Source organism: Ensifer sp. VA4 (genome assembly GCF_055710065.1).
Window position 1 is genome coordinate 135304 of the sequence record NZ_JBVQPO010000013.1, and the last position, 20384, is coordinate 155687.

Consider the following 20384-nt stretch of genomic DNA (forward strand, 5'->3'; position numbering starts at 1 on the left):
GCTCACTCTCCCGGCAAGGGATCGGCGCGCTCGGCCTTGCCGGCGGCAATCAGCGCCTTCGCCTCCTCCAGGCTGAGCGATACGACGGCCCCGGCCACTGTTCGCTCGCCATCCTGGAGCCAGACATCGTAGACGAGGCGGACAGGCACCGATTTCTTTGCTTCGGTCATCGATTTCTCCATGAAAAAAGGCGGATCCGAAGAACCGCCTTGCCAATGATCATTCGTTTTTTTGAACCGCGCTGCGGCGGCCGTGGAAGCGCGGCGTGCACCACCCAACTCTTGACTGCCGATAGGCTATGTTTGTCTTGCGCCTTCAGCGCCGCCAATTGCGCCGCCCGCTCCGTGCGAGACCCAGTCGGTGGACGTTGGCCAAGCACATCGCCTGGCGCCTGCGCCCCTTCCTTGTCTTCATTCCGAAAGAGACACCCGTCCCGGCGGCTCTTTGCCGGCGTGAGCGCCGCCGTGCAGCCGACGGTCTGCATCACCCGGTCGAGGATCGCCTCGGTGAAGGGGGCTGCGCGCCGTCAGTCGGCGCCAGCGCAAACCCCGTCGCCAACGATATTCCCTGGTCGCTACTTTCCATGTTCGTTCCGAAAGAGGTCGGCCGGCACCGGCGGCGTCTTGCCGAAAGCGAGGGGTGTGGTGCAGCCGATGAAACCGTCAGCAAAGCCGAGTGCCTCAGAGGGCGTATAGCCGGTCGCTTCGGCCTCAAGGTCGAGCGACCAGCCTTCGTTCTGGACATAGCTGCTTCCCGTGCGGTTCTCGGCGACACGAATAAGGTCGTCTTCATTTCCCGGCGTTTGGAACCCCCAGATCAGCCTTGGCTGGCCGGCGACATCAACACGCTGCTGAATGTACCCGGTCAGCATAAAGCCCGAGACATAGACAGGCTTCTCAAAGGCCACGCGCAGCGCCGCCCGCGCAACGCCTCCAGGCTCTCGATATGGCCCCATGGCATTCTTGAACGTCATCTTGCCGAAGGCGTCTTTCTCCTCACCAAGGGCCGCGAAGAAGTCCTGCCGGCATTGGAGCAGCGCGTTCACCAGCCTGTTGCCCCGCAGCAGCGGAGGCGGCCCAAGCTCGGCCAATCCGAAAGTCTCCTCTGCCCACGGCAAGCGGAAGTCTCTCGTTTCGCTTTCGTCGGGTTCACAGGTTACGATTGCCTGCTCGTCAGGATCAAAATAGGAGCGGAAATCCAGGTGTTTCGAGACCGGGCCGACGGCGGCATCCTTTGAGCTCAGCGAAGAAAAATCTCCCCAGAATCTCACCCGGTACCGCTCTGCAACGGCGCGCGCGACCTCACGGGGCGGTGCGATCACCTGAAAGCCCCAGGCAAAGCGTGTTGGCTTACCCTCCTCTATCGTCCTTCGCTGAAAGAAGCGCACGACGGAAAAATCGCCAACCTTAATGGGACGCTCGAACGTCACGCTTTCGTTGTAGGTATTCTCGGCCTCGGGAACATGAGGCATATTGTCTGGGCTTTCAAAAGCTTCGACGCGGAACCGCGGAAAGGTTTTTCTTTCGTCCCACAGCACTTTGAAGAACGAGGGCTTGCAGGCGACGAAAGCGTCGAGAATTTTATTGGCCTTAGCGCCCGATACTTTCGCCGATGGGAACAGGTCCTCCGGTGAAGGCAAGCGCTTCCTTCCCGCCTCCTCGTCGGTTGCCAGACCCGACATCCGATCCTTGGAAGCGTCGCACATCACCAGCGTCCGCGTGGGGTTGTTCGCCGGGCGAATGACGATTTTCCTGTAGCTGTCCTCCGGCGCGACCGATGCGTCGCCGTGTTGTGCCTCCGGCTCGGTGCTGAGCTTCAACTCGAGCAGATGACCATCTTTGGCAACGAACCTGGCGGCGGGCAGCAGCGTCTCGATCACCTTGGCGACCTCAGGCAGATTCCGCTCCACCTCGAAGCCCCATGCGAAGTGCGGAACGGCAATGCCGACGGCCTCGAACTGGACATACCCGCTAAGCGGCAGTCCAGAAGCAACGGCAGGCGCTGCGAACGCGATGTAGTGCCCGGTTACTCCGTCCGACGCGTAGTGGTCATAGGGGCTGATCGCGACTGCGCGAAAGTCTGCCTTATCACTCGTGAGGAGAGAAAATATGTCGGCCTTGCACGCCAGGAATTCGCCAAACACCCTTCCCGCATCGACCCGCTCAACCGCCGCAGCAGGCGTCGCAAGTATGAGCAGACAGAAGACCGCGCAAAGACGCTTAAGAATGTTAGACCCCATCTGCCCAACTCGCCTTGTAACTTGAACATTGTTGCTCGAACGCGTCGGACAAACGCTTCGAAATGGGAAAGCGAGGGTCAGAGCACCGCCGTTTCTTGCCTTCACATCAACGCAACCAGAAAAATTTCATGTCCACTGATAACTCGTCTGACTTGTAGAACATTACAAGAACATACGCAACGGGATTTTGGCAGCGGAACGATCCTGTTCAGTCAGAGATGCGTCAGGAATGGCATATTGCGGCTCATGTGACATCAGGCCGGCGACCCGGGCGTCTCCGTGGCTACCACGGCGCCCATCTAGCGGGTTACGTTACTCCGGGGCAGGTACCAGGGCGGCCCGTCGACAGGGCGCGGTGTCGGCACGGGCGGCTCATAATTTGGAAGATTCATGGCACGGCGCGCCAGCTTTTGACGTTCGGCAAGTTTCGGTTCGCCTGATCTCAGATATTCTCGCTCGATGATACGCGCGGCCTCATCGGCATTGTCCGCCTGCTTAAGTTTCTTCAGGACTTTCTTTTCCGGCGTGTTCAGAAGCTCATGCTCCAGAAAGCCGTAGTTTGCTTCATACGATTGTTCGTCGTAGCCGTTCTGCTTGGCCCAATCCTTGAATGCCTCCCGTCGCGCCTTGTCCCACTGCATATAGCCGAGAGCATTCCCTTCATCGCGACCGGTGTCATAACCGCGTTGCCAGAGGTTACCGCGCAGCGCGCCGAACCCACCGCTCTCATGGTCACCATTGCCGACAATTCCTGCAGCCTCGTGCTCACCCATTAGCATGCGTCTCTGCAGGTCCCGTTTCATCCGTGCGGCAATATTGTCCGAGAGTTTGTCGCGCGCCGTAGTCGCGTTGAGGCGGCCAGCTGGCAACACTTGATGGCTGGTGCTGAACCTCGTCGTATCAGTCAGCGTACCCCGATAGTGCATCGGCGCCTTGCGAAAATCACCGCTTAAGAGTTCGCCCGCCGGCGGATGCCGGAAACGCGCGCTCTCGCCGCGCGGCGCCTCTACGTCGGCAATGGGGCTCCTGCCCGCCAATGCCGGGCTCTCATCGAAATAGTTGATCGCCTCCCGAACGGATTGAATTCGGGCGGGTAGTCCCATCGAGTTGAGAAACTTGTCTTCCAGGTCCATTTCACACCTAACGTGCTTGGGTTTGTTCTGTCTGCATCGCCCCGACCTGCGCATTCCGCGACCCGTCACGAGGCGCCGACGAACGAGAGCGGCTCCTTGAAGCCGCTCAAGCCGCCAGCGCTGCGGTTGTGCGCGAGGAAGGATTACCTCTCCCGATCAGCTCGCGGCACTCAGCCCAAAGAGGTCGGCCGCAACGCCGAGGCCCTTTTCGTTGTGCACCTTCAGCGTGCCCTCGCCGATGATCACGCCCTTGTCGGCGTCGCCGGTCTTGGCCACCGCCTTGTCCTCCTGGATGTTGCGCAGCCAGAGGAAGGAGAGCATGTCGGTGTCGAGGAAGAAGGCGTTGCGCGCCAGTTTCGCATTGCCCGCCTGCACCCGGTTCGGGTGGATCATCACCGTGCCGAACGGGCCTTCGTAATAGTCGGCGGTCGCCACGATCGTGTTGCGTTCGCCGCCCTGCGAGACGGCATAGCGGAACGGCGCGACGTTGGCGTCGGACATGAAGGTGACGAAGACCGATTTGACGTAGGGCGAAACCGAGACGTGGCGGAAATTGGCGCCGTTCTGGTAGCCGGTCTGCATCACCTGGTCGAGGATCGCCTTGGTGAAGGGGCGCTGCGCGCCGTCAGTCGGAGCCACCGTCAGGCCGGTCGTCGGGTTGAAGCCGCCATTGGCGCCGCCTGCCCCGCGCGAGACGTTGGTGGTGAGCCAGGTCGGCAGCGAGCCGAACTCACGGGTCGCGCCCGAGACCGAAGCATTGGTGTCGGCGATCGCGTATTCCAGGTCCTTGCGGATCTCCACGCCCTTCTTCAGCTTCTGGTATTTGCGCTTCTGCACGTTGCCGGCCTCGGCCACCACCTCCTGGGTGGCGGAGATGATCCAATCCTTGCGCAGGATCTGGGTGTAGTTGCCGAGCCTGGTCGGCGCGATGATGGTGCCGAAGGTATATTCGTCGCCCTCCTGGCGGATGTTCTCGCCGGGGGCGGCGAGTTCGTCCGTCTCCCATTCCGGGTGGTGGGTGTTGCACTTGCCCTTTTCGATCAGCGAATAGATCGGCGTATCCTCGGGCGTGATGCGGGAAACGACGTCGGAAAGCTCCTCGCGGTTGCCCACGGCCTGCGAGGTCGTGAAGGTGTTTGCTACGACAGCCATGATAGTGTCCTTGATTGTTTGAGAGGGGTCGGCACCGCCCGCGTCAGCAAAGACGCGCGTGCTGCCATCAAATGTCGATCGGAGTTTTTGAGCAGGAACGCTCCGCCGAAACCACGTAAAAACAAAGAGATGAAGCGGTTTCCGGACTCTGTTTATGATGGACTTCCGGCATGCCGCCCGCCGCGCTCAGTCGAAATCGACGCCCATCGCGTCGCGGATCGAGCCGCTCTTCGCGAGCCGCTTCATCGCTTCCCGGCTCCGTCCCGGCGCCTGCTCTGCCTTGCCGGCCGGCCTTGGCCGCACCACCGGCGCCGGCGCTCGGGCAAGCTTGCTCATCGCCCGCTTCTTTGCCTGCTCGGCGGCAAGGCCGAGGCGGGCATAATGCGCGAGCTTGAACAGGCGATGATCGGTGACCTCGCGCACTTCGGCTTCGGAAAAGCCGAGCGCCTCGGCCACCTCGAACGCGCCGGCGAAGAAGGAAAGTCGCCCCTCGTCATCGGCCGTTTCGGGAAAGGCCTCGATCAGCTTCAGGTTTTCCGCCTCGAGCTGCTCGTCGCTGGCGGCCTCCGAAAGCGCGCCCATCACCATTGCCGGCGCCTCGGCAATCGAAAGAATCTCGTCGATCCGCTCGAGCCCCGCCTGGTGCAGCGCCCATTGCCGGCGATAGCCGTCCGGGTCGAGTGCGGCCATGTGTTCCGGCGGTTCCGGTGGGATCTCGCTGGCGATGAGGTTGGCAAAGGCATTGGCCGATTGCGCCACGCGACTTGCCATGCCCTCCAGCGCCCGCCCGCGATTGGCGATGTCCTGCGTCTTGTGGCGATAGTCGCGGTCGCGCATATAGCCGAGCTTCAGCTCGGAAAACGGCACTTCCTCGCCGCCCTTGAGGACAACAAGAAAATCCTCGGCTTCGTTGGCCGCCGCGTCCTCGTCAGGCTCGGCCGGCTCGTCGTCGGGATGTGCGGGGTCGTCGTGGCCCTCGCCACGGGTCTCGTCCCGTCCGTACTCGCTTGCCCTTCCCGGCTCCGGGTTGGCCTCGTCTTCGGGCTCCCAGAAATCGAGATCGGCATCGTCAAGCCCGGTCGCGGGGTCAACGGTTTTGCTCCCGCCAAAAGGCAGGTTGGCACTATCGTTCGTCATGGCGTGACCTTTTTGAGAGATACTTCAATGCATTGGGCCGGACAGGCATCTGCCTGGAACGACCTCATGAAAGCGCTTGCCCGTCAGGCGGGTGCGCCCTTGCCGTCAGCCTTGGCTTGCTCCGTCAGGAACTTGAGCTTGGCGCGGAAGTTTCGGATGGCGCGGGCTTCGGCCGCATAGGCCGCCCGGCCCTGATCGTCGGTGAGACCGGCGTGGATGCAGCCGTTGATCGCCGCCCATTCCAGCTCGTTCATCACCTCGTTGAAATAGGGCACGTCGAGAATGGCGCGCGCAGCCGCTGCCCTTTCCTCTGGTTTCATGCTGTTGACCTCGTTTGGAGAGCCGTCGTTTTCGACCGAAATTCTGCGTCGAACGCCGCCTTGATTCTGCTTTTGTTCCGCGCTACCGATGTGCGAAACGGGGCGATTTGCTACCCTGGGTCGCCATCGCGAGTACCAATGAGATTTTGCCGGCCGTTCGGCGTCAGAGCCTCGGTCCGGGCTACCCCTCCCAGTGCAAGGCCCGACTGGAGCGTGCCTGCGCCAGTCACCGAAACGCGCTCGTCTATCGAATGAGGAACCCGTGAGAAGATTATCGAGCTTGATCTTGTCCGCCCTGCTTCTCGCCGCCGCGGTTTCGCCCGCCTCGGCGGCCGGCCAGTTCGGCAAGCCGCGCTACCTCGTCAAGGCCTTCCTGCTCAAGGCCGACAAGACCTTCGATCACGCGACGAACTGGTGCGGCTACGATAGCGTCTGCACCCTCACCGTCGGCGATTATGACGTCCGCTTACGCTTCTTCATGAGCGGCAGAAGCTACCGCTTGCGCGTTGCGCCGTCCTGGGATGGCGCCGATCCCTGCTGCACCTTTGGGATGGAAACGACGAGGCCTTGGTCGCAAACGGCCAACCGCACGACGAAAGGCTCTATTACAGAACAGCCTCTGGCCGCCTGGAGCTCGGCACACTCTACATCGCGCTCGAAAGCCTCGAATAGCCAGAGCCGTTCAGTCCAATTAAGACCGTCTTGATTCTGCTTTTGTTCCGCGCTACCCATATGCGAAGCCGGAGCTGAAATGCCACCTAACCGGGCAGCGCAGCGCGGCCTTAAGGATCTTTCCGGCAGGACTTCGCGATGGAAAAGCAAGGCAAGATACGATGGTTCGAAAGCGTCGCGCTCGATGGCGCCTTCTGGCTGGCGATGGACAACATCGGTTGGCTGGTTGCCGAGTTTTTCCTCTACGGAACCGCGCGCCTGCTTGTTCGCTTTTTCAGTTTCGGCAGACTTGTGGTGGAAGATTTCTACGACAATAAGTCTGGATTTAACTGGTTCGGCGTAAACGTGGGGCGGATGGCCGTCTGATGATGAGCGCCGGCGTGGCAAAGATCATAGCCGTCTGCTTCTGGGGCCTGTGCCTCGCCGCCATTGGCTTCACTGTTAGGAGAATTGGTGCATGAAGAAAGTCGGAGTTGTCCTGGACGCCATCGCCGGGATCGTCCTCAATATTCTCGATATAATCGTTCTCGGTTTTCTCTTGCACCGTGTGGCACGTTTGATCGTTCCGCTTTTCAGCTTCGGTCGGGTGCAGGTCGAGGATATCTATGCCTCCGGCACCGGCTTCAACTGGCTGGGCCTGAAGCGCCAGGAGGATGGACGCCTCCTCCTGAACTCCGACATGAGCATGGTCGCAGCCGCGCTTTTCTGGGTTCTGTGCCTGATCGCTTACCTCGCGGTCACCCGCGGGTTTTAGCGAAGAGCAATTGGCACCTCGGACTACTCACGCCATCGGCCTTGCGCCTCTCGCAGCGAGGATCGGCCGGGGAACAGGCTTTCCCAAAAGCCACGACCGTTGGGCTGCACTTCATTGACAGGTGTTTCTGGGGCAGGCGTTTCTGGCAGTCGGAGGTCCGTGACACTGGAGCCATCTTCGGGCCGCCCTTGAGTTCTTGCGCGTCCTTGCCGTATGCGTCTTCCCAGAAACCAGGATTCTGGCGATAGATTTCATATGCATCGTGCCATTCATTGCCAAAGTCCTGGCCAATCCTGTCTGCATAGGCTTCGGGCACATTAAGGATGTCGTTAAACATCGACTTGCCAAGCTTCCTACCGACCAGATTCAAGCCCTGATTGATCAGAAAACCCATCTCATTCTCCTTGTCATACGCGCAACCGCTCGTTCCGACGGCCCATCGAGGTGCGTCAGATGAAGGCCGCGCACTGTTGCGTAAATTGGTGGTTGTTGGGTCAGCTTCTATCCGCGTCCAGAACCGGCGATCCTGAACACGGCGCTAACATCGGTGCTTTAGGGGTGCTTTTAGGATGAGCCGTATTGGGATTTGCACTCAGAGCTTGGCAACGGAAGCAGCCAGTGCCCCTCGCCTGCAACGGCGGGCTTTAACGCCGCCTTATTTCCCCGCCCGCCTGGTACACTGGTTCTCTCGCTTGATGCAGGCGATCTCCGCCGTCGAGCATTCGGCAATGCCATTGACGACTGCGCAGTGCGAGCACTGGTCGGTGAACTCCAGGCAATCCGGATTGGCCCTGATGAAGGCCTGCAGGCTGCTATCCTGGGCCTGTTGCGGCTGGGCTAGAGCGTCAGCGCCGGGCGTATCCGCCGCGTGAGCGGCGGTCATCGCCGCAATGGCCAGCGCCAGGCAAAGCGCGACACGAATGCTGGACTGCCTCATCCCCTGCTCCTTCTCAGCGCACATCCGACGCGACGTGAAACGGCTCTCGGCCGAAACTGCGCAATGTCGGAGAGTGCCGCCACGACGCCCGCCGTGCAAGCGGTCGCCGGCCGCCCTCACCCCAGTTCGTTGCGGATCGCCCGCATGAACACCTTGGCGCCGATGCCGATCAGATCGTCTGGAAAGTCATAGTCCGGATTGTGCAACCGCGCATGGTTTTCGCCGGCGCCGAGGAAGAACATCGCCGCTGGCGCCACCCGGCCGAAAAGCCCGAAATCCTCGGATCCCTTCATCGGCAGCACGCCCTCGCCCTTGTCATGGCTGACGCCCTCCTCGTCCATGGCGCGCTCGAGCGCGGTCACCGCAGCCTCCGCATTGCTGCACTGGTGGAACACGTCCTCGTAGCCGATCGCCACCTTCAGCCCGGCAGCCTCCGCCTCCCTGGCGACCAGCGCCTCGGCGCGGGCCACGAGATCGGCCATGCGCTCGTCGGTCAGTGTCCGGAGCGTCGCCCAGATCTCGGCATAGCCGGGGCTGATGCCGAAGGCCGCCTCGCCGAGCCGCGCATGCGTCACCGTGACAAGCGTATAGGTCTCGTCGAGCGGCCCGTTGTTGCCGAGCGCCGTCAGACCGGAAAGCAGAGCGGCCATCGCGAAGGTCGGGGCAATGCCGTCCTCCGGCGTCGAGGCATGCGCCGTCTTGCCGGACAGCGAAATCCGCATGCCGCGCGAGGCGCAATTGACCGGTCCGCTGCGCAGCGCCGCATGGCCAAAGCTTAATCCCGGGAAATTGTGCAGCGAGAAGACCAGGTCCGGCCGGATCGCCGCAAATTTCGGATCGGCAAGCACGGCCGCGGCACCCGCGCCGTTTTCCTCCGCCGGCTGGAACATCAGGATCGCGCGGCCCCGCGCCGGGCGCTCGCGTCCAAGCCCTTTGGCCAGCGCCATCAGGATCGTCATGTGCCCGTCATGCCCGCAGAGATGCCCCTTGCCCGTGATCTGCGAGCGATGGCCGATCTCCGAGATCTCCTCGATTGGCAGTCCGTCAAGCTCGGCGCGCACCATCACCGTCGGCCCCGGTTCGCGCCCTTCGTAAACTGCTGCCACGCCATGCCCGCCAAGGCCGGTGACGACGGCGTCCGGCTTCGTCTCGTCAAGCGCCGCCACGATCGTTCGCGCCGTCTCCCGCTCCTCGCCCGAAACCTCCGGCCGCCGGTGCAAGGCATGCCGGAACGCCACAAGCGCCTCGAGTTCACGGTCGATTAGAAACATTCACGCCCCTCCGCTGCGAGTTTCCCTGTTCTTAGCAGGTCCTGGAGGGCGTCGCCAATCGCGCCGGCGCGTGTTCTGACCTTTCGTCGGCTTCTGGTGCCAGCATGCGGCGCAACAGCAGGTTCAAGCGAACTGTAGGGTGGTCCCAGCAAACCCACCAGAAATGTGATCTCCACCCAAAACGCATTGAGGCTATCGGCCCGGAAAAAACATGGGTGTTCGTACCGCCCGCCCTAATGGCAGAACATTCTAGGAACGTCGACAAGAAGACAAGCAGGAATACCGGAACTTTCCAATGCAACCTCTGGAAAGCATTCCTTTCCGGTGGCGGCCTGTGTCCGCAGCCTAATCCCTGATCCGCGCGCCTTCTTCGTCTGGCTTCTCGATCGCCACGGCCTTCGCCCGGATGGTCGTATTCACAGTCATGCGGACCTTCTCGGCGGCAAGCTGCGCCTCCATCTGCAGGCGCTGCATCGCCGCATCCGGCTGCTGCTGCTCAGTCGCCTGCATCCGCCGCCGGATATCCTCCGGCGTCGGCTTGGTGAAGTAGAGGTCGGGCGATTTCAACCCCGCCGCCCCCACCGTCTTGGTAATGCCGTTGTAGAGTCATGCGACCGCCGGACAGAACCGCCGCACAAGGCGGGTATCCAGGAAAACATAGGTGAGGACGAAGACCAGGTAGTTGGGGCTGATCCAGCTATTCAGAGAAGATGAAACCAAGCCCGAGACGAACGATGAGACTTCAAACGGACCAAACATAACCGCCCAGTCGTATGATCGAGCCACAACGGTGAGCAGCATGAAGGCAGTGATCAACAGAATGCGCCTGCGAAGGGAGACGGTGGGAAGCGGTACGAACGCGACGATAAAGTAGATCGTATGATAGGGTGCCATGTACCACTGGAAGTGATGCTGATAGACGAGCTTCGCAACGATCAGCATGACCGCGTAGCAAACAAGAACGCGGACGGTCTAGCGCTCGTGTTCATGATGGAGAAGTGGGCGCGACACTACCTTGAAGATTGTGGCCGTTCTTTGCCACCCCAGGTTCTGTCGCAGATTATTTATTGACGCCCGCGCGGCCTTTTTTCCCCAGCAAGTGCCGAAGGCTCTGGAGATCATTGGCTTCGCCGACGTGTTTACCCAAACTGCGCAACTGACTGTCGAGTGCGAAGGGCCACATTGTTTCTTCCACCTCACCAAATGGTCCGATACCGCGTATCGCCCTCGTCACATTGGTCGTGCAATCAAAATCTCCTCCGCCGCTTCTGATCATCCCGGTTGTCCTCCGATATGCGCCGCAGTCGGCGCCGTGCCGCCGGCCATTTCGGCCAGGTTCTGCTCGCGTTTGAGGTTGAGTTCGGCGTCGATCTGGTAGCGCTTCAAGGCGCCGTTTTGCTGGATCTCCGCAAGCTTCAGCTCGCGCTCCATCTCGAGCTTGCGCCGTGCGGTCTCGCTCTCCATGCGCGCCTTTTCGGCGGCAAGCTGCGCCTCCATCTGCAGGCGCTGCATGCCGGGATCCGGCTGCTGCGGCTGAGCCGCCTGCAGCCGCCGCTGGATATCCTCCGGCGTCGGCTTGGTGAAGTAGAGGTCGGGGGATTTCAGCCCGGCCGCCTCCACCGTCTTGGCAATGCCGTTGTAGAGGTTGTCCGGCGAGACGTAAGGATTGTCGGGCCCGAGGGTGGTCAGCAGTTTTTCCTGCAACTGCTGGATCATCTGGATCATCAGCATGTCGCGCTCGCGCGTTCCGGCGCCAAGCCCGGTATTGACGGTCGCGTCCATGCCGGCGTTCCAGTGGCGCGGGTCGAAGCTCACCCATTGCCCGCGCAGGCGCACCGTCCGCGGCCGGTCCTGGTGCTTGATGACAAGACCAAGCAGGCCCTTGAACACCCGGCGAAGCCCTTGCGCAAAGGTGCGCACCATCAGCTCCGTCTGGCCGATACCCGCCTGCTCGACGAGTGCCGTCGCCTTCGCCGTCATGTTCTGCAGCGCATCCGGTGCCAGGCCGCTCGACGCGTCGGAAATGCCGGTGCGGTCGGTCGCCTCCTGGTCGAGATAGCCGAGCATGGAGAAGGATTCCCCCGCCACGAACGGCACCGCCGTATAGCCGACGGCGCCGCGCACATCGACGCCCTGGCCGACGCGGATCGGCTGGCCGAACTTCGGGTTCAGCACCGATTCCGGGTTCTGGATCACTCCCTCCTGCACGATCGGCTGCTGGTTGTTCTGCCAGTAGAGGTTGTCGAGCGTCTGGCGCAGAAGCACGGTCTTCACCCGCTGGATCTCCGCCATGTCGTCGGTGATCGCGTTGCCTTCGCGCTGGTGCGGCCGCCGCTCGGTGATGAGGTCGGCAAAGGGCACCTCGTCCCATTCCGCGTCTTCGAGCAGATTGTCCGGCCCTGTGCCGCCGGCAAAGACCAGCCGCCGCAGTTCGGCAATGCCGTCGTCGTCGGCGTCCACCTTCACATAGAGCTCGTAGTAGTCCACCTCCTGCAGCGCCGTCGCCGTCTCCTCGCCGTCGCCGAAGATGCCGCGCCTTCGGGCAAATTCCTCGTCCTCGCCGTCGGCATTGCCGGCAATGGCAAAGCCTTCGACGAGTTCACGGTCATAGCCCATGGCGATGAGATCGGAGCGACGCATCCGCCGCTTGATGCCGGCAATCGGGCTGTCGTCGATCGAGATCGCATCCGGATGAACGAGGAATTCTTCGAGCGGCACCGCGGCAAGCCGCGTCGCCCCGCGCTCCGCCGTGCGGCGGATCGTCACGGTGAAGACCGGCTGCTCCACCGGCCCGGTCGGCAGCTCGATCCGCTCGACCGATTGCGCCTGTTCCAGCACCTCCACCGTGTCGTCGGCGATGAGCTGCACCAGGGCCGCCTCGTCGAGTCCGCTATGGGTCGAGACCTCGACGCTTTTTCTCTTCTCGTACCACCAGCGGATCACGCCGTTGCCGAGCTTCAGCGCATCGTGCGCCGCGTCCTGCACCGCGTCATAGCCGTCGCTTTCGGGAAAGACGACGTAGTTGATATAGTCGGTCGCCTGCTCCGCGCCCGCCTCGTCGCCCTGGTTGACCGGCTGGTATTCCACCACCTTGTCATTGCCGAGCACGGTGCGGATGAGCGAAGGCAGCACCTTCTTCACCGCCGCGCGCACATCGCGCGAGACCACCTTGGAGCGGTTCGCCTCCGCCGGCACATCGGCCATCACCCCGTCGTAATATTCCATCGCCCTGACACGCGCCGCCGAGAGCTGGTCGCGATAATCCTCGCAATCCCCGACGAGTTGGCTCACTAGGTCCGTCAGTTCCGTTTTCGTCATCGCTGCCATCAGAGAACCTTCCGATCGGTAAAGGCCCAGGCGGGGTATCAGCCTTCACCCGGGCAAAGCGTTTCATCATCAGCGCGTAGCGGCTGGCCGAAGAACGTCGTCGCGTTGTTTTTGCTTGTGAAATCAGCTGATCTGGATCGTGCCGATCTTGTACCGCACGCCTTCATCAGCTGTGATGACGACCGCGCTGTTGCCGAGGATCGTCTGATAGTTCTGATCCTGGGAATTCGGATCGAACACGCTGATGTAGTGATTGCTGTGATATTCGTTCATGGCGCCACCGCCAGCGAGGCTGACCATTCGGCGGCCGTTCGCCTCAAATTGCGGGTTGGCCAAGCTATCCGACACGCAGTAGCAAAAACCATTCGCCTGCAGTCCGGTATAGCCGAACAGAACCCATTTCTGCGTGGGCACATGATAGCGGATGCTTTGCGCCATGCGGCCGTTCTGGTCATACATGGTGTAAGGGTTGTAGCCCGCCACCTTGAAGAAGATCTTCGGCTGTTGCGGGGCAATGTTGCCCTGATAGTATTGGTGGTTCACCGTCTCCCACTGGTTGGCATTGTTATAGAGTTGCCAGCCGACCGAAGCGTCGAGGTTGGACGTGCGGATGATCGCGAAGCCGTTGTCGAGCAACGTCGTATTCCCCGGCAGGTTACGAACCTCCACGAAGGCATAGTAGTAATTGCCTTCCTTCACGATGTTCGAAGGATGCAGGAATCCGTAGGCGGTGTTGATGGACTGATAGGACCACGGCTCCGGGATCAGCACGCAGCGAACATTGTGATGATTTTGACCGAAATCCCCGGGATTCGGGACCGTCCAGGCCTGGCCGTCATTGGTCGAGCGCACATAGCCGATTGCATTGACCCACCGTGTATTAAATCCGTAGGCATGGGAATTGAAGCCTGGCACCCCACCGATTGTCGTGGACGATTGGTAGAATTCGTGGTGCGTCAGGCCAACCACCAGCGAGCCGCGGGCGTATGGGGACATGATCCAATGCCGGTTGGCATAGTGCCCTTCAACTGTGTCGCGAGGGGAGTTCCAATGCCTGCCCGCATTCCAGTTGGTCCAGGTCTGACCATTGTGCCAGTCGTAGACGACGTTGTAGCGGTACCCTTCGGAATGACCGGTGATGAACGTCGGCGTGCCGTTGGCATCGCGCCACGGATGCAGCGGACCATCCACCCAAAGGCCATAGGGCGTGCTTCCGCCTACATAGCCGTGCCACTGGTTCGTGCTGAAATCCATGCATGTCGTGTTCCCCGACGTGGTGACGACGCTGGTAACCATCGATTTCTCCTGGCGTTGTGTATTGAAGTGTCCTGCGGACCGACCCGGGCTCTGGCGCCACAGGCAAGCCGCCCTTGGTGAGCAGCAACGAGATCGGTTGCGTTGGAGCGGCCTTGGGTAAGCTGATCAAAGAACCTTCCGATCGGTAAAAACCCAGGCGGCGTCATTCGCCTTCACCCGGGCAAAGCGTTTCATCATCAGCGCATAGCGGCTGGCCGAAATCACGTCGTCGCGTTCCTTGACGATCCGGCCGTCCTTGCGGTGGTAGAGCCTGAATTCCTCGAACCATTCGCCGCAGGTGGAAAACACCTTGAAGCGCCCGGTCTGCATCCGCTGCAGCATGTCGGAGACACCCGCCTCGACACCGTTGCTGCCATCGTCGAAGGTCGCCCGTTCCGGCAGCATGGAAAGCCCCTGCCCACGATATTGCGCGGCAAGCTGCTCGCCCGAGCCCTTGTCGTGCTGCAGCCCGTCATGCGGCCAGGCCCAGGGCAGCCAGGTGCCCCAGGGTTTCAAGCTCGCCGCATGAATTATCGGCGTCGCTTCGCGCTCGCGGTAACAGCGGGTTACGTAGAAGATATCGGCATCCCGGTCCCAGGCACAAAGGGCTGCGGCAAAGGGGTGGTCCCAGCCGAAGTCGAGCCCGCCGATCTGCACCCAATGCCGGGGTATCTCGAAAGGCTCGACGCGGATCTGTTCCTCCGTCACCGGGAAGATCCGGCCGGAACCGAGCGTCGGCACGCCCTTGGTGCGCGCTTCCTTCTCGTGCGCCGGATAGCTGGCGACGATCTTCGCGCGCTCCTCGGGCGTATAGTGCTCGGCATCGTCGATCGTCATGGTCACCACGGTCCGGTCCTCGCAAGGCTCCAGCAGATAGCGGCCGACGACCGCGCTCATACCCTTCAGCGGTGTAAACGTCACGGCGACCGAACCGCCCGTCGCATTGGTGCGGGTAATGCCCTCGAAATAGACGTCCTCCGGCGGCTCCTCGTCGAACCAGACATAGTCCACCGTGTTTGCCTGCCATTTCGCCCGTCCCTGCTCATAGGCTTTCAGAAGCAGCGTCGAGGTGCCGCCCGAAGCGTGGCGCACCGTCACGCTGTCGAGCGCGCCGGAAGCGCTTGCGCGCCGCGTCCAGCCGGAAAGCGCTGCTTTCGGCAGATAGCCGGTGCCCCAGTCCTCCTCGCTCATCGGCGGGCCGACGAGCAGCCGCTGCACGCCATCGCGCGTCAGCTCGTGCGATTCCGAGCCGCCGATCATCGTGATCGGGCGCTCGAACCGTCGGCCCGCCCACCATTCGGGATAGTCGCCTGTCAAATGCATCGCCGCTTCCGCGGCACCGGCCAGCGTCTTGCCGAGCTGGTTGCCGGCCATGAACAGCCGCTCGCGAAAGCGGGTGCCGGCCGCGTGGAATTCCGTCTGCTTCGCATAGGGCCGGTAATAGCGCAGCCTATTCGTGTTCTGCCGCCGCCCGATCTCCATCGCCAGTTCCATCCGCTCCCTGAGCAGCAAGGAAAGGCCCGATGGCCTGGTCGAGCTTGCGGATCCGCTCGAGAAGTTGCTCATCCGTCATCTCGCCGATCTGGTTTGGATTGATGGTCACGTCCTTCGGCATCAGCGCCGCCACGGCCTTGAGGAAATCATGCGGGTTCTTCTCGATCAGCGCATGGATCGCCGCCGCCCCTCGGGCTTCCCAGGCCGAAAGCATGTCTTCCAGAAAGAGCTCGCCGAGCCTGGTGCGTACCGCCTTGCGGGCGCGCGGCCGGGGGATCGCGCCCGCGCGGTCGGCACGCGGCAGAAAGCGCCCGGTCTTCGGGTCCTTGGCAGGTTTGCTCGTCATGGGATTTGCTCCGCTCGGGCCAGTGCATCCGTTGCCGGCCCAGCGTCGGCAGAGATTGCAGCCGCCGGCCAGCGACCCTGCCTCGGCGCCTGCAGCAGCCGGCCGCTTGGCAATCGTCAAGCGCCGCACCCGCCGCGAAAGCGTGCGCCAAGCGTGACGGCAGGTCACAAAAAATTGCTGGTGTCACGCCGAAAGTCACGCTTGCAAACTTGACTTCAGGTTGTATTAGATAGTCAATACGTCGCGCCGGATCGCCCTGCCTTGGGCCTTGCGGGAGGAAATGCGCGACGGGTGCCGATGCCGCGCAGGCGGCAGCCGGGAACGAGCCAAAGTAGTTCAAATTTTTGAACAGTTTGTCAGTCTGGAAGTCCCGCCGTGGGAACCATGCGATGGATGCAACAGGTGTCAGATGATCCGCAACGCGTTCAGTAAGTTGAAGACCATTATCACCCCACGCCCCTCCGTAGCGAATATCTCGCCCAGGTTGCTTGAACTGGCGACCTCCGGCAACGTCGAGGCCCAGGCAAAACTCGCCGAAATCTACTTCAACGACGGCAGCGAGGAACACTACGCCGCCTCGCTTCACTGGAACCGGCAGGCGGCCCGCCAGGGTCATCCCGCTGCGCAGGCCCGTCTCGTCACCATCTATCAAAGGGGGCTCGGCGTCGAGCGTGACCCGAAAGAGGCCTCGCGCTGGCTTCGCAGCATCGGGCGCCCGCGCCCCGAACCTGTCCGCGTCGTTTCCGGCAAGATTGTCAAGCAGGAAGCGTGACGAGCGCCAGCCCGTCTTCCACGTAACCCTGCGAAGTAACGATCGGCGATGACCGCGCCGTTGCTCCATTGTCGCGAGCGCCGCTCGGCTGAAGCCCGGAATCAAAAAGGCCGCTTCAATGACGAAACGGCCAGCCTGTAATATCCTTAGCCCGCATCCTGACGCTTGGCAAGCCCTCCGGACAAAATTTGTTCTCGTTATGTTCGTTTTCTTGGCGGACTTCGTTTCGGCGGCATCGCTCGCCCCATCCGCCTCCCGGCACGCGTCATCGATTGGTGATATAGTGGCGATCGGCGCACGACGTCGCCCCGTGCCCAGCGGTCTTCCCAATCTCCCGCCGGGGGCCGAGAGGCGCGCCGTGTCCGGTTCGATGGCGAGACGGCCAAGGGTCGCTCCCACGACGACGGGAGGGTTCCATGACCCCACGAGACCTGTTTGTTGTGATTTTCGCAGCGCTTCTCGCGCTCGCCGGCTGCACCACCGACCAGGCCAGTCGCAACTCCGCCCCTGCCCCAAGCCAGGGAAGCCAAGGCATGCAAGGCGGCGCCCAGGGCATGAGCCAGGGCGGCGGAAGCTCCGGCTACTAAGCATGTCGCGCCTCGCATCGGCGCGTCTCGATTGAACCTCCGGCGCCGAAACGCGTTGAGTAACCATGACGCGCAATCTCGGTGCCGCGCCATTTGTTTGCGCGCATTCTGTGTTAAGCTTCCCCTTGGGAGGAAAATGCCATGGAGAATTTCTTCGCACTCGCCGCCATCGTCGTCGGTTCCGCCATCCTGGGGCTCGCGCTTGCCTACGGAATGCGCCGCAAGGACGCGCACCGACCTCCCGAGCACGACGACGCGCGGTTGAAATTCTAAGACCTGTCGCGCAAAGTCCGCAGCCGCTTTGCGATAGCGACATGCGAAATCAATAACCTGAAGGGCAAGGCGCGAATCCGGAAGATCGCGACGTGCTGTAGACCCGTCCCCGCCTGGCAGCCGCGGCACGCGCGTTCCGGCGCCGCTGCCTGTCTCGATGGCCGCAGGCAAACAGGGCTTGCCACTCCCCCTGAAATCGGAACCTTTCCCGCCCCCTCGCCTTACTCCTGAACAAGGATCAATTGAACAAGGATCAACCGAGGAGATGCGAGGATGAGCAAGCCGCACCCGAAATCACGGGATCTCAGCCAGACACCGGAAGACGGGCCTGGGCCGGCCGGGCCGGGCAGCGCGCCCCTCGGCAAGATTCCGCCCGTGCCGGCCGACCAACTGCCGGAGGGCGATGACCTGCCGCCGGTCGATCAGGGCCGGGTGCCGCCCGTGCCAAGCCGCGACGAGGCCAATGTGAAGCCGGATGACGCCTTGCCTGCAGACAGCGAGGAGAAGATCATCGACGACGACCCGGCGCGCGAAAAGACCCGCTTCGACGAAGAACTTCCGAAAAGCAGCCGCTAAGCCTGTCGCGCAAAAGTGCGTCGCGGTTTTGCTACAACGACATGCGAAATATCAAAGGCTTAGAGCGCAAGGAGCGATCTCGCCGGCTTGCAAGCCCCACAAAAAAGCCCGCCGGTCACGACGACCGACGGGCCTCTCCTTGGAACGCGGACCCCTCGATCAATAGGGCGAGTAGCACTGCTGGCGCGGGCCGCCATAGGGCTGGTAGCTGTTGTCATAGGCGCGGTAGGAGCGGTAGCGCGCATAACACCAGTCGACATGACGCTGGCTCATGCCCGGCTCGTACCGGCGCGGCGGGGCGGCAATGGCGCCGCCGATCACGACTCCTGTACCGAAGGCCGCCAGCGGATACCACCAGCCGTCATAATGGCGTCGATAGCCGTAGCGCTCGTAGCGATAGCCGCGGTAGCCATTGTAATAGCCATAGCGGTAGCCGCCGTCCCAGCCCGGGCGCGGACGATAACCGCCATGCCATCCCGGCCGGTAACCGGGACGATAGCCGGGGCGGTAAGGCCGGTAACGGCCATGGCCCCAGCCGTGTCCGTTACCGTGTCCGTTACGCACCAGCTCGACATCGCTCTTCTGCACCCGCTCGATGGCAACAGCCGGCACGGCGTTCGCCGGCGTGATGCCCGAAAGAGCCGTAACCGCCGCCATTACGACGATGGCAATCTTCTTCATTTCATCACCTGTCCGTTTGGAAACAGGCGCAGTTTCGCGGAATGACGTGAACCCACAATGAATGCAGCAACCCTAAAGTATGTCGCGCAAAAGTGCGCAGCGGTATTGCGATAACGACATGCGAAATATCAAAGGCTTAAAGCACAAGGAGCGAATCTGAAAGATCGCGACGTGCTTTACTATGCAAACGCAACCAGCAAGCGCAGTTGCGTGGCACCTCACGGCCGCTGCGCTTGCGCCCCGCGGAGCTCCAGCGCATGCGCAATCAGCGTCTCCACCGCCGCGCCGTAGGAGATGCCGTCTGCCGCAAGCGCCTTGGCATACATGCTGATATTGGTGAAGCCGGGAATGGTGTTGATCTCGTTGATGACGAGGCTTCCGTCCGGCCGCAGGAAGAAGTCCACCCGCGCCATGCCGGCGCAGGCAAGCGCCCGGAAGGCCCGCTCCGCCATCTCCTGCGCCTGCGCGCTCACCTCCTCGGCCAGATCCGCCGGCGCCTTCACGATCGCGCCGCCCGCATCGACATATTTGGCGTCGTAGCTGTAGAAGCCGTGGCTTTCGGCGGGGATGATCTCGCCCGGCCGCGACACGGTGATCCCGCCCTTGGCGTCTTCCAGCACCGAGCATTCGATCTCCCGGGCCTGCACGAACTCCTCGATCAGCACCTTGTCATCGTGGCGAAACGCCTCGTCCAGCGCGGCTGCAAGCCCCTCGAGGCTGTCGACACGGCTGACGCCGACGGACGACCCCTGCCGTGCCGGCTTGACGAAGACCGGCAGTCCCAGCGTTTCCAGGATGGTTTCGCCGGAATAGCCATCCCCCTGGTGAAGGGCGATGGCACGGGCGACCGACAGCCCCTCGGCCGCAAGCAGCCGCTTGGCGAGCGCCTTGTCCATGGCCACTGCCGAGGCCGCAACGCCGCAGCCGACATAGGCGACATCGGCCGTCTCGGCATAGCCCTGCACCGTCCCGTCCTCGCCGAACGGCCCGTGCAGCACCGGGAAGATCAGGTCGACGGCCGGCAGCAGTCCCTGTGTTCCGTCGGCGGCAATGGTCACCGCCTGCCCCTTGCCGCCCGGGATCAGCGCAACCTGCGTTCCCTCGGCCGGAATGGCCGGCGGCAGCTCGCCGTTTTCAAGCTCGACGAGCAGCCAGCGCCCGTCCTTGGTAATACCGATCGGCACGATCTCGTAGTGGCTGCGGTCGAGCGCGGCGACGACGTTGCGCGCCGACATCAGCGAGACCTCGTGCTCCGCCGAGCGGCCGCCAAACAACACGGCAATTCGCAGCTTCCCTGTCATGACATCTTTCCTTCAGAATCGTGGCCAATGCGGATTCGCAAGGAAGCGGGCGAAGATGGCAACAAGACGTCAAGGAAATGTGCTATCGCTGCGACAGGAAAATTTTCTCAAGCCCT

The 20384-nt window shown here is 62.2% G+C and carries 25 protein-coding genes; 7 read left to right on the plus strand and 18 right to left on the minus strand.

Going from position 1 to position 20384, the window contains the following annotated elements; genetic code table 11:
- Nucleotides 1–2 precede the first annotated feature (2 nt).
- From AC0C6X_RS22945 to AC0C6X_RS22970, 6 genes are all read right to left on the minus strand, one after another.
- Nucleotides 3–170 (minus strand): hypothetical protein, encoded by a 168-nt coding sequence (locus AC0C6X_RS22945; RefSeq protein ID WP_173516914.1) that lies wholly within the window; start codon nt 168–170, stop codon nt 3–5.
- 404 nt (nt 171–574) lie between these two features.
- Nucleotides 575–2239 carry a hypothetical protein gene (locus tag AC0C6X_RS22950; RefSeq protein WP_472955334.1) on the minus strand — a complete coding sequence of 555 codons (1665 nt, stop codon included), beginning with the start codon at nt 2237–2239 and terminating at the stop codon, nt 575–577.
- Between the two features lie 299 nt (nt 2240–2538).
- Complete coding sequence (locus tag AC0C6X_RS22955) at nt 2539–3372, minus strand: phage tail tip lysozyme (protein WP_472955336.1); 834 nt, start codon at nt 3370–3372, stop codon at nt 2539–2541.
- A 156-nt stretch (nt 3373–3528) separates the two neighbouring features.
- Nucleotides 3529–4524, minus strand: a complete 996-nt coding sequence (locus AC0C6X_RS22960; RefSeq protein WP_429807270.1) for a DUF5309 domain-containing protein — start codon at nt 4522–4524, stop codon at nt 3529–3531.
- Between the two features lie 186 nt (nt 4525–4710).
- Nucleotides 4711–5661 (minus strand): hypothetical protein, encoded by a 951-nt coding sequence (locus AC0C6X_RS22965; RefSeq protein WP_472955339.1) that lies wholly within the window; start codon nt 5659–5661, stop codon nt 4711–4713.
- A gap of 83 nt (nt 5662–5744) precedes the next feature.
- Nucleotides 5745–5981 (minus strand): hypothetical protein, encoded by a 237-nt coding sequence (locus AC0C6X_RS22970; protein ID WP_472955341.1) that lies wholly within the window; start codon nt 5979–5981, stop codon nt 5745–5747.
- A 280-nt stretch (nt 5982–6261) separates the two neighbouring features.
- On the opposite strand from AC0C6X_RS22970, the gene AC0C6X_RS22975 reads away from it, so the two are divergent.
- The 3 genes from AC0C6X_RS22975 (at nt 6262) to AC0C6X_RS22985 (ending at nt 7407) form a co-directional block, all read left to right on the plus strand.
- On the plus strand, nt 6262–6687 hold the full coding sequence (locus tag AC0C6X_RS22975; protein ID WP_472955343.1) for a hypothetical protein: 426 nt from the start codon (nt 6262–6264) through the stop codon (nt 6685–6687).
- 104 nt (nt 6688–6791) lie between these two features.
- Entirely contained in the window at nt 6792–7019 is a 228-nt protein-coding gene (locus AC0C6X_RS22980; protein ID WP_472955345.1) for a hypothetical protein, read from the plus strand.
- Nucleotides 7020–7110: 91 nt separating this feature from the next.
- The gene (locus AC0C6X_RS22985) at nt 7111–7407 is read left to right on the plus strand and encodes a hypothetical protein (RefSeq protein WP_472955347.1); all 297 of its coding nucleotides are present in this window, start codon (nt 7111–7113) and stop codon (nt 7405–7407) included.
- Here the strand turns inward: AC0C6X_RS22985 and AC0C6X_RS22990 are convergent.
- The 10 genes from AC0C6X_RS22990 to AC0C6X_RS23035 form a co-directional block, all read right to left on the minus strand.
- Nucleotides 7391–7801 carry a hypothetical protein gene (locus AC0C6X_RS22990; protein WP_472955349.1) on the minus strand — a complete coding sequence of 137 codons (411 nt, stop codon included), beginning with the start codon at nt 7799–7801 and terminating at the stop codon, nt 7391–7393. The two genes, AC0C6X_RS22985 and AC0C6X_RS22990, sit on opposite strands and share 17 nt — an antisense overlap.
- A 261-nt stretch (nt 7802–8062) precedes the next feature.
- A complete protein-coding gene (locus tag AC0C6X_RS22995) occupies nt 8063–8344 on the minus strand; it encodes a hypothetical protein (protein ID WP_472955352.1) in 282 nt (93 codons plus the stop codon).
- 116 nt (nt 8345–8460) lie between these two features.
- Nucleotides 8461–9615 carry an amidohydrolase gene (locus AC0C6X_RS23000; protein WP_472955354.1) on the minus strand — a complete coding sequence of 385 codons (1155 nt, stop codon included), beginning with the start codon at nt 9613–9615 and terminating at the stop codon, nt 8461–8463.
- 345 nt (nt 9616–9960) lie between these two features.
- On the minus strand, nt 9961–10182 hold the full coding sequence (locus tag AC0C6X_RS23005) for a hypothetical protein (RefSeq protein WP_472955355.1): 222 nt from the start codon (nt 10180–10182) through the stop codon (nt 9961–9963).
- A 39-nt stretch (nt 10183–10221) separates the two neighbouring features.
- Entirely contained in the window at nt 10222–10557 is a 336-nt protein-coding gene (locus AC0C6X_RS23010; protein WP_472955357.1) for a hypothetical protein, read from the minus strand.
- A 118-nt stretch (nt 10558–10675) separates the two neighbouring features.
- A complete protein-coding gene (locus AC0C6X_RS23015; RefSeq protein WP_173516927.1) occupies nt 10676–10891 on the minus strand; it encodes a hypothetical protein in 216 nt (71 codons plus the stop codon).
- Nucleotides 10888–12942, minus strand: a complete 2055-nt coding sequence (locus tag AC0C6X_RS23020; RefSeq protein ID WP_472955359.1) for a portal protein — start codon at nt 12940–12942, stop codon at nt 10888–10890. The genes AC0C6X_RS23015 and AC0C6X_RS23020 overlap by 4 nt, the downstream gene beginning before the upstream one ends.
- Before the next feature lie 123 nt (nt 12943–13065).
- Nucleotides 13066–14238: a hypothetical protein gene (locus tag AC0C6X_RS23025; RefSeq protein ID WP_472955361.1), complete on the minus strand. Its 1173-nt coding sequence runs from the start codon at nt 14236–14238 to the stop codon at nt 13066–13068.
- Nucleotides 14239–14364: 126 nt separating this feature from the next.
- On the minus strand, nt 14365–15804 hold the full coding sequence (locus tag AC0C6X_RS23030; RefSeq protein ID WP_472955363.1) for a terminase large subunit domain-containing protein: 1440 nt from the start codon (nt 15802–15804) through the stop codon (nt 14365–14367).
- Nucleotides 15689–16078 carry a hypothetical protein gene (locus AC0C6X_RS23035; RefSeq protein WP_173516931.1) on the minus strand — a complete coding sequence of 130 codons (390 nt, stop codon included), beginning with the start codon at nt 16076–16078 and terminating at the stop codon, nt 15689–15691. The genes AC0C6X_RS23030 and AC0C6X_RS23035 overlap by 116 nt, the downstream gene beginning before the upstream one ends.
- 409 nt (nt 16079–16487) lie before the next feature.
- On the opposite strand from AC0C6X_RS23035, the gene AC0C6X_RS23040 reads away from it, so the two are divergent.
- The 4 genes from AC0C6X_RS23040 to AC0C6X_RS23055 all read left to right on the plus strand — a co-directional run bounded on the left by AC0C6X_RS23040 (nt 16488) and on the right by AC0C6X_RS23055 (nt 18286).
- A complete protein-coding gene (locus AC0C6X_RS23040) occupies nt 16488–16850 on the plus strand; it encodes a tetratricopeptide repeat protein (protein WP_173516932.1) in 363 nt (120 codons plus the stop codon).
- 416 nt (nt 16851–17266) lie between these two features.
- Nucleotides 17267–17437 carry a hypothetical protein gene (locus AC0C6X_RS23045; protein ID WP_173516933.1) on the plus strand — a complete coding sequence of 57 codons (171 nt, stop codon included), beginning with the start codon at nt 17267–17269 and terminating at the stop codon, nt 17435–17437.
- Nucleotides 17438–17578: 141 nt separating this feature from the next.
- Nucleotides 17579–17710: a hypothetical protein gene (locus AC0C6X_RS23050; protein WP_280137725.1), complete on the plus strand. Its 132-nt coding sequence runs from the start codon at nt 17579–17581 to the stop codon at nt 17708–17710.
- A 273-nt stretch (nt 17711–17983) separates the two neighbouring features.
- A complete protein-coding gene (locus AC0C6X_RS23055; RefSeq protein WP_472955366.1) occupies nt 17984–18286 on the plus strand; it encodes a hypothetical protein in 303 nt (100 codons plus the stop codon).
- Between the two features lie 159 nt (nt 18287–18445).
- On the opposite strand, the gene AC0C6X_RS23060 is transcribed toward AC0C6X_RS23055, so the two are convergent.
- Together AC0C6X_RS23060 and AC0C6X_RS23065 are read right to left on the minus strand one after the other, a co-directional pair.
- Entirely contained in the window at nt 18446–18967 is a 522-nt protein-coding gene (locus AC0C6X_RS23060; protein ID WP_247960181.1) for a BA14K family protein, read from the minus strand.
- Between the two features lie 218 nt (nt 18968–19185).
- A complete protein-coding gene (locus AC0C6X_RS23065) occupies nt 19186–20268 on the minus strand; it encodes a D-alanine--D-alanine ligase family protein (RefSeq protein WP_472955368.1) in 1083 nt (360 codons plus the stop codon).
- Between the last annotated feature and the right edge of the window lie 116 nt (nt 20269–20384).

Coding starts and splice junctions, on each gene's coding strand:
- AC0C6X_RS22945 (WP_173516914.1), bottom strand. CDS start 170: ATGACCGAAGCAAAGAAATCGGTGCCTGTCCGCCTCGTCTACGATGTC.
- AC0C6X_RS22950 (WP_472955334.1), bottom strand. CDS start 2,239: ATGGGGTCTAACATTCTTAAGCGTCTTTGCGCGGTCTTCTGTCTGCTC.
- AC0C6X_RS22955 (WP_472955336.1), bottom strand. CDS start 3,372: ATGGACCTGGAAGACAAGTTTCTCAACTCGATGGGACTACCCGCCCGA.
- AC0C6X_RS22960 (WP_429807270.1), bottom strand. CDS start 4,524: ATGGCTGTCGTAGCAAACACCTTCACGACCTCGCAGGCCGTGGGCAAC.
- AC0C6X_RS22965 (WP_472955339.1), bottom strand. CDS start 5,661: ATGACGAACGATAGTGCCAACCTGCCTTTTGGCGGGAGCAAAACCGTT.
- AC0C6X_RS22970 (WP_472955341.1), bottom strand. CDS start 5,981: ATGAAACCAGAGGAAAGGGCAGCGGCTGCGCGCGCCATTCTCGACGTG.
- AC0C6X_RS22980 (WP_472955345.1), top strand. CDS start 6,792: ATGGAAAAGCAAGGCAAGATACGATGGTTCGAAAGCGTCGCGCTCGAT.
- AC0C6X_RS22985 (WP_472955347.1), top strand. CDS start 7,111: ATGAAGAAAGTCGGAGTTGTCCTGGACGCCATCGCCGGGATCGTCCTC.
- AC0C6X_RS22990 (WP_472955349.1), bottom strand. CDS start 7,801: ATGGGTTTTCTGATCAATCAGGGCTTGAATCTGGTCGGTAGGAAGCTT.
- AC0C6X_RS22995 (WP_472955352.1), bottom strand. CDS start 8,344: ATGAGGCAGTCCAGCATTCGTGTCGCGCTTTGCCTGGCGCTGGCCATT.
- AC0C6X_RS23000 (WP_472955354.1), bottom strand. CDS start 9,615: ATGTTTCTAATCGACCGTGAACTCGAGGCGCTTGTGGCGTTCCGGCAT.
- AC0C6X_RS23010 (WP_472955357.1), bottom strand. CDS start 10,557: ATGCTGATCGTTGCGAAGCTCGTCTATCAGCATCACTTCCAGTGGTAC.
- AC0C6X_RS23015 (WP_173516927.1), bottom strand. CDS start 10,891: ATGATCAGAAGCGGCGGAGGAGATTTTGATTGCACGACCAATGTGACG.
- AC0C6X_RS23020 (WP_472955359.1), bottom strand. CDS start 12,942: ATGGCAGCGATGACGAAAACGGAACTGACGGACCTAGTGAGCCAACTC.
- AC0C6X_RS23025 (WP_472955361.1), bottom strand. CDS start 14,238: ATGGTTACCAGCGTCGTCACCACGTCGGGGAACACGACATGCATGGAT.
- AC0C6X_RS23030 (WP_472955363.1), bottom strand. CDS start 15,804: ATGAGCAACTTCTCGAGCGGATCCGCAAGCTCGACCAGGCCATCGGGC.
- AC0C6X_RS23035 (WP_173516931.1), bottom strand. CDS start 16,078: ATGACGAGCAAACCTGCCAAGGACCCGAAGACCGGGCGCTTTCTGCCG.
- AC0C6X_RS23040 (WP_173516932.1), top strand. CDS start 16,488: ATGATCCGCAACGCGTTCAGTAAGTTGAAGACCATTATCACCCCACGC.
- AC0C6X_RS23045 (WP_173516933.1), top strand. CDS start 17,267: ATGACCCCACGAGACCTGTTTGTTGTGATTTTCGCAGCGCTTCTCGCG.
- AC0C6X_RS23050 (WP_280137725.1), top strand. CDS start 17,579: ATGGAGAATTTCTTCGCACTCGCCGCCATCGTCGTCGGTTCCGCCATC.
- AC0C6X_RS23055 (WP_472955366.1), top strand. CDS start 17,984: ATGAGCAAGCCGCACCCGAAATCACGGGATCTCAGCCAGACACCGGAA.
- AC0C6X_RS23060 (WP_247960181.1), bottom strand. CDS start 18,967: ATGAAGAAGATTGCCATCGTCGTAATGGCGGCGGTTACGGCTCTTTCG.
- AC0C6X_RS23065 (WP_472955368.1), bottom strand. CDS start 20,268: ATGACAGGGAAGCTGCGAATTGCCGTGTTGTTTGGCGGCCGCTCGGCG.